This window comes from Sphingobium indicum BiD32 (assembly GCF_000382885.1).
Classification (GTDB): Bacteria; Pseudomonadota; Alphaproteobacteria; order Sphingomonadales; family Sphingomonadaceae; genus Sphingobium; species Sphingobium japonicum_C.
The window spans coordinates 20,426-27,027 of record NZ_CAVK010000139.1 but is presented as its reverse complement, the minus strand read 5'-3'; the positions used below and the strand labels follow the sequence as shown (position 1 = coordinate 27,027).

The following is a 6,602-nucleotide window of genomic DNA, read 5'->3' as shown; positions in this document are numbered from 1 at the left end:
CCCGCAACGTAGCTGATCCCCGTATCAAGCTCCGGCCCATTGTTCGCGGCGATGAAATCCCGAACCCGCCCCTGGAACTCCAACTGTTCAGGCGTGTAATTCCAGTCCAAACGTCCCTCCCGCACCCTGATATTCTCGCCACTCAAAGCCGTCATCCGGCCAATGAACGGCTCGCAACTCTCATCTTCTTCTTGAAGATCTGTCCGGTCGAGGCGCACCTGTCCTACGATAGGAGCACGTGCCAGAAACCCTTAAATCCCACCGCAATCCCAAACAGAGCAATCAAATTCCATACCGCCGCTCGTCTTTGTTCCCGGGGGAGGCCGGAACTTTTAACGAGCGCCATGAAGCGGACAGCCCGTCCTGCGCGGGCACTACATAGCATCTCTAAACCGCATTTGGATGGACGTTGGCGATTTTTCGTAATTCGGGGCTACACCGCGCGATCGGACTCCGGATCGTTCAGGAGCCCTATGCGTGACTGGCAACCGGCGTGGCCCCGATCCTCGCCCATTCTGGGTAGTCTCCCAGTCTGAAAAGTAGGGCCGCACCGACAAAGCAACTGGGCACAGCCAGCAGATAGAACAATTGGTACGATTGCGAGGCATCGTATGCCATTCCGCCCAAGGTGACCCCTACACCGGCCCCAAGAGTGAAAAAGCTCAGAATGAAACCGTAGATCTTCCCGAAGTTGCGCGGACCTGCATAAATACTGGTGAGCATGGCCGCGACTTGCATCTTGGCGCCGCCCGTAAAGCCGAGAACGGACACTGCAATTGCTATGACGTTCGATGAGCGGAGCGGTGTATCTAGCATAGCAAAAAATGCGACGCCCATGGTGCCAAGGGCGAGTGCGCCAATGTTGCCGGGGCTCCATTTCTGCATTGCCCAGCCCATGCTGAATTTACCAATAATAGTTGTTAGCCCGAACAGAGCTGCCAGCTGGGCGGCCTGTTCTCGCGAAAATCCGGTTTCGGTCAACATCGGAACTCTATGCACAAAGACTGCGGCACCTACCGTCATAATGATAAGGGTAGCCAGTCCAATCCTCAGCAATGGGATGCTGATCAATGCCTGTCTGACCGAAAGCCCTGGCAGCATGTCCGGCTGTCCGCCCTTCGTTTCCCCCCTACCCTCAACAGGAATGTAAAGAAAGAAATAGCACGTTACAAATGCCAGCCCTCCGAGGCCGATGGACAGACTGGCGAATGCGAATCTCCAGCCAAAACTGTCGGTCAACCATTGCGTCAGTGGCGGTAATACCGTTGCGGCGGCGGACATGCCGCTGAGAGCAAAGGCAAGAGCTAGGCCTTGCCCGTGCTTAAAGGTCGCGACAATCGCAGAGGTCCACACGGTCATATTCGGGAACGCAATTACTATGCCGAGAAATGTCCACAACGCTAGCCACAGTACGGTGGAATTGGTCGCCATGGATATAGAAGTAGCGGCGATCATTGTCACGATGAGGCCAGGGAGCGCAACACGACGCCCGCCGAACTTATCGACGAGCGCGCCTACCACAGGAGCCATCGGGACCATCAATATAGAATGAAGGGTCAGTCCCGTGGTCACTTGGGTGACGCTCCACCCGAATTCGGCTCTGACAGGGTCCATCATCAAACCGAATGCCTGAAATGGCATTGCGCTGAAGAAAGAGCCCACGAATACGGCCATGGCAAGTGGCCAGTAAATTCGCCACTCTTGCGTGGCGGGCGATCTTTCCTTTCGCATATCCTCTTGGCTCCCGGAATAATATAAATGAGGTATGTAATGTTTTATCTATTATTAGTGCGAGATCATCTGGGATTTAATCGTTCCAAGAGTTTATTCGCCAGTTAGCTGCCATCCAGGCTAAAAATTCATTGGCAATCCATCTTAATGCAAACGCGGACCCGTGATGCACCTATCGATCGACAGGTGTAAAGCGGGCGCTGTCGCGGAAGGTCTGGACAGTAAAGAATTTGGAGAGGTGCTGGGTATGCGTTCCGTGCAGGTCTGGGTTATGGTGCTCTTTGGCGGGGGACTGGCTGCCACCGTTGCCATGGCACAAATTCATGAAACGCCGACTGCAGGGTCAACAGCTGCAGATTATCAAGCGAAATGTAGTGCCTGCCACGGCGCATCTCTCGAGGGAAGTGGCGCACCATCTCTGAAGGGTGTCCCATTTGTGAAAAGGTGGGAAGCCGTTGGGCCTGACGGTCTTGCGGAGTACATACAGAAAGCCATGCCCCCAGGGGCCAGCGCGCCTATGAATTTGGCCGAAGCGCAGGGTCTTGCGCGTTACATTATGGAGCAAAATGGGACAGGCGGACTGGCGAGGACGGAAGAACCCACCAAACCCATAGCATCGCAAGCAAGCGACGAGATCGCCAAGGCAGCGCAAGAGCGGTTAGCTGCAATCGCGTCCAAGCTGACACCCGTTACCGATGCAATGCTTCGCAAATCTGCCGGGGACGATTGGTTGGTCTGGCGCGGTAATACCGATGCGACGGGTTACAGCGAATTGACCCAGATCAATCGTTCGAACGTTTCGCGGCTCAGGATGGTGTGGAGCAAGTCTCTGGGCCCCGGCTCGAATGGCGTTTCTCCGCTGGAGCACGATGGTGTCATTTTCATTCATGCCGGCGGTCATATCGCTGCGCTCGATGCGCTCACTGGAGATACAATTTGGAAGCGGCAAAGTGCTGCCCCTCCGCGCCGACTGACGCAGCCGCGCGGCCTAGCCCTATATGACGATGCCATCTATGCCAGCACCGTGGGCAACCACGTTCTGGCTCTCGATGCTAGAACTGGCAGTCTTCTCTGGGATACTTTCTTGGGCGATCAAGGAGTTGCTACCGCCGCGCCTCTTGTTGCCAACGGCAGGGTATTTCAGGGCGTCGCCAACTGCGCTCGCACCGGTCTCAAATGTTATCTCGTCGCGCTCGACGCAAAGACGGGGAGTGAGTTGTGGCGGTTCCAAACGGTACCTGATGACAAGGCCCCGGGCTCGGAAAGCTGGGGAGGTGCGCCCGCCGCGGAGAGGAGTGGCGCTGGCGTGTGGACGGCGCCCAGCTATCGCTATGAAGACGACCGGGTCATTTTCGGGACCGGAAACACTTATGCGGTAAGCACCATTCTGCGCGCGAACCCGAAGAAGCCCGCTCCGGCGCTCTATTCCAACACAACCCTGAGTCTCGACGCCGGGACGGGCAAGCCGAACTGGCATTTCCAGCATGTGCAGGGGGATGTCTGGGACGAGGACTGGGCTTTCGAACGTATGCTGGTCCCCGATCCCAAGGGTAGTGGCAGGCAAGTCGCAATCACCATGGGCAAGCTTGGCATCATTGATGCTCTTGACCAGAAGTCCGGAAAATATCTTTGGTCCTATGACTATGGCATCCAGGATCTGGTGACAAGAATAGATCCCAAGACCGGCGTGAAGACGTCCGACGCGAGGAAGATTCCATCAGTAGATTCGATGACGAGCGCCTGCCCATATGCCGGCGGCGTACGCAACTGGCCGGCGACGGCATACGATCCGGCGCGCAAACTGCTCATCGTTCCCGCCCTGGATAGCTGCATGGAACTCAAGATCGATGAGTCCAACCCCAGTGGTGGATTGTGGAGCCCCACTCCGCGGGCGGGTTCAGAAAATAGGTTTGGTCGCATAACCGCCATCGACCTGGCAACCGGCCGAGAGGCATGGGATGTCGCGGAGCGCTCCCCCATTGCGTCCGCGGCGCTAGCTACTGCCGGTGGCCTGGTATTCGTCGGGTTTCGTGATCGCTGGTTCAGGGCGCTTGACAGCGACACTGGCAAGACCCTGTGGCAAACACGACTTGCCGACACTCCGAACGCCTTTCCGATTACCTATTCGGTTAACGGCAGACAGTTCGTTGCCATTGTCACGGGGGCGGGAACCTATGTCGACGGGTTCGTTGCACACCTCACCCCGGAAATCGAATCTTCGACTGGCGATCCGACTCTTTGGGTCTTCGAGGTGAGCGAGCATTAGATTTTCACGTTTTAGGCTAAGTTGCGATCCAAACTGCGATGCGAACCTGATGGAAGCCAATAATTATCCTTGTTGGTTCCACCGGTGTTAAAAGCTGGAGATATTGGCTTTGACCAGTTCCACCATTGATGTCCTTCTGGACGAACGAGAAATTGCGGAACAGCTCCTCAACTACTGTCGGGGTGTGGATCGGCTCGATCGCATGCTGTTGGCATCGGTCTGGCACTCCGACGGCACAGAAACCCATAGTGCGGAAGGGAAGGTCAGGCCCGTCAGCGAAGTCATCGAGGGTCTAATACGCCAGCACGAGGCCCTGGCCTTCCATCACCACAACCTGACCGACCCGCTGGTCAGGATTGACGGCGACCGGGCGGTGAGCGAGGCGACGGTGATTGCGGTGCGGCGGAGGGCCGTGGCGGGAAGCGGCCCGGACGGCCCGTGGCGCGACGAGCACTGGCGCATCCGGTTCCTTGACCGCTGGTCGCGGCGCGGGGATCGCTGGGCCATCGATCACCGGATCGCCTTGCCCATGCTGATCTGGGAGCAGGCCGCGCGAGGCGCGACCGGCGGGCTTTCGCGGCGGGACCGGAGCGACCCGGTTTACGATCACCTGGCCAGCCTGGGCGGCGATGGGGTGTTCGAGACCCGCGCGCAGGACCTTGCGGACCTGCGCGCCGAACGCGACATCCGGCGTCAGCTCGCCACCTATTCGCGCGGGGTGGACCGCTTCGATCCCGACATCTGGAAGACCTTCTGGCACACCGATGCCACCCTGCGCTACGAGGCCGTGGCGCTGGACGCGGTAGCGCACGACATTCCGTTGACCATGACCCTGGGCCACTATCCCTGGGCCGCCCACCAGCACCAGAGCACCCGCGCCGCGATCCGGGTCTGCGGCGACCGGGCGGTGAGCGAGACCATGAACTTTTCCATGCTGCAGGGTTACCTGGACCCGTCCGGCAACTCGGTGCAGGATCACTATCGCGGGCGCTATCTCGATTGCTGGGAGCGGCGCGAGGGCCGTTGGGCGATCAGCGGCCGCTTCACCCCGCGCGGCGCCGTGTGGCAGCAGGCGGTGAAAGCGCAGGTGGGGGCCTTCATGCGGCGCGACCGTTCGGACCCCTCCTATGCCCTGCTGGCCTCGCTGGAGAAGGGCGAGGCGGACGACCTTGCGATCCTGACGGGCGAGCAGGCGATCCGGGACCGGATGCGTAGCGTGTGCCATGCCCTGGACCGGCTGGATGCGAACCTGCTGCAATCGGTCTGGTGGCCCGGCGGGCGGCTGGTGGATCGCACCCGCGCGCTGGACGGCCCGGCGAGCGAGGGGAACCTGCTGCTGCTGGACGAACTGGCGGGCCTGGCCGGTAGCGTACACCTGACGACGCTGACGGCGATCGACATCGCCGGCTACCGCGCGGTGAGCGAGACCTATTTCGAGAATTCGCTGGTCCCCCGCCCGGGATCGGACGGCACCACCGCCGTTCGCCACGTGCGCGGGCGCTACCTGGATCGCTGGTCCTGCCGCGAGGGGCGCTGGGGCCTGGACGAACGGGAGATCCTGATGGACTTCGCCTGGCAGCAGGAGATCGCGGACGGAGACCTGCGGCATCGGCCGAGGCGCGAGCCTGCGGACCCTTCCGGCGACCTGTTCTCCGGCCCGTTCGCCCTGGCCAGCCCGGATGGCGGCCGCGCGACCCCCGCACCATAGAGAGGGAACTGATGGTACAGTTGGCGCCGGTTGGCACCTATCACATGCCGGACAGTCTGGCGGAATGTCTCGACCGCGTGGCGGACGGGGGCGACGATCTTGTTATCCTGGCCGGCGGGCAGGCGATCCTGCCCTTGCTGAAGAACCGGTCGCTTCGCCCGGAAGTGCTGGTGGACCTGTCGGCCGTGGCCGAACTGCGCCGGCGGGAGATCGCGGCCGACGGTACCCTGATGCTGGGCGCCATGCGCCGGCACCGCGAGCTTTACGAGGACCGCGCGATCCAGTCCGGCTGGTCGGCGCTGGCCGATGCGGCGGCCGCAATCGGCGATCTCCAGGTCCAGAACCGCGGGACGATTGGCGGCAATCTTGTGTTCGGCACCGTGCTGACCGATCTGAAGCAGGTCGTCATGTGCCTTGATGGGCGGCTGCGCGTGGTTGGCCGGTCCGGCGTTCGGGAGGTTGCGGCCCGCGCGCTGTTCGGCGATCCGGGCCATGCCCTGCTGGAGCCGGGCGAGCTGCTGGACAGCATCGCCCTGCCGCCCCTGCCCGAACGGTCGGGCAGCGCCTATCGCAAGTTCGGCATCACGACCAACGGCCGGCCGGTGATCGGCATCGCCGCCGCGCTGACCATCGGCGCCGACGGCATCTGCACCGGGGCGAGCATCGTGGTGGGCGGGCTTGTGCCCGCGCCGTGCGAGGCGCGGATCGCGGCGCAGGTGCTGATCGGCCAGGCCATCGACGAGGATGTCATCGCCCATGCCGCGCTGGCCGCAGCGGAGGAAATCAAGCCACAGTCCGACGCCCGGGCCTCTGCATCCTATCGCCGGCAACTGGTCCGGGCGATCGGGCGCGAGGTTCTGGGCCAAGCCTGGCAGCGCGCAATCGGGACCTGCTAGA

Annotated in this window: 5 protein-coding genes; 3 read left to right on the top strand and 2 right to left on the bottom strand. The window is 61.3% G+C overall.

All coding sequences use genetic code 11. The features are described 5' to 3' along the window. Positions 1 to 218 (bottom strand): hypothetical protein (locus EBBID32_RS24945; protein ID WP_037490764.1); only part of this gene is annotated, 218 nt, incomplete at its 3' end. A gap of 253 nt (positions 219 to 471) precedes the next feature. Continuing rightward, positions 472 to 1,674: an MFS transporter gene (locus EBBID32_RS13635; RefSeq protein ID WP_037490760.1), complete on the bottom strand. Its 1,203-nt coding sequence runs from the start codon at positions 1,672 to 1,674 to the stop codon at positions 472 to 474. Between the two features lie 223 nt (positions 1,675 to 1,897). On the opposite strand from EBBID32_RS13635, the gene EBBID32_RS13630 reads away from it, so the two are divergent. The 3 genes from EBBID32_RS13630 (at position 1,898) to EBBID32_RS13620 (ending at position 6,601) form a co-directional block, all read left to right on the top strand. Further along, positions 1,898 to 3,997, top strand: coding sequence for an outer membrane protein assembly factor BamB family protein (locus tag EBBID32_RS13630; RefSeq protein WP_006958900.1), 2,100 nt, complete (start codon positions 1,898 to 1,900; stop codon positions 3,995 to 3,997). 109 nt (positions 3,998 to 4,106) lie between these two features. Further along, complete coding sequence (locus tag EBBID32_RS13625) at positions 4,107 to 5,705, top strand: nuclear transport factor 2 family protein (protein ID WP_006958898.1); 1,599 nt, start codon at positions 4,107 to 4,109, stop codon at positions 5,703 to 5,705. 11 nt (positions 5,706 to 5,716) lie between these two features. Continuing rightward, positions 5,717 to 6,601 (top strand): FAD binding domain-containing protein, encoded by an 885-nt coding sequence (locus EBBID32_RS13620; RefSeq protein ID WP_006958897.1) that lies wholly within the window; start codon positions 5,717 to 5,719, stop codon positions 6,599 to 6,601. Position 6,602: the final 1 nt, after the last annotated feature.

Coding starts and splice junctions, on each gene's coding strand:
- EBBID32_RS13635 (WP_037490760.1), bottom strand. CDS start 1,674: ATGGCCGTATTCGTGGGCTCTTTCTTCAGCGCAATGCCATTTCAGGCA.
- EBBID32_RS13630 (WP_006958900.1), top strand. CDS start 1,898: ATGCACCTATCGATCGACAGGTGTAAAGCGGGCGCTGTCGCGGAAGGT.
- EBBID32_RS13620 (WP_006958897.1), top strand. CDS start 5,717: ATGGTACAGTTGGCGCCGGTTGGCACCTATCACATGCCGGACAGTCTG.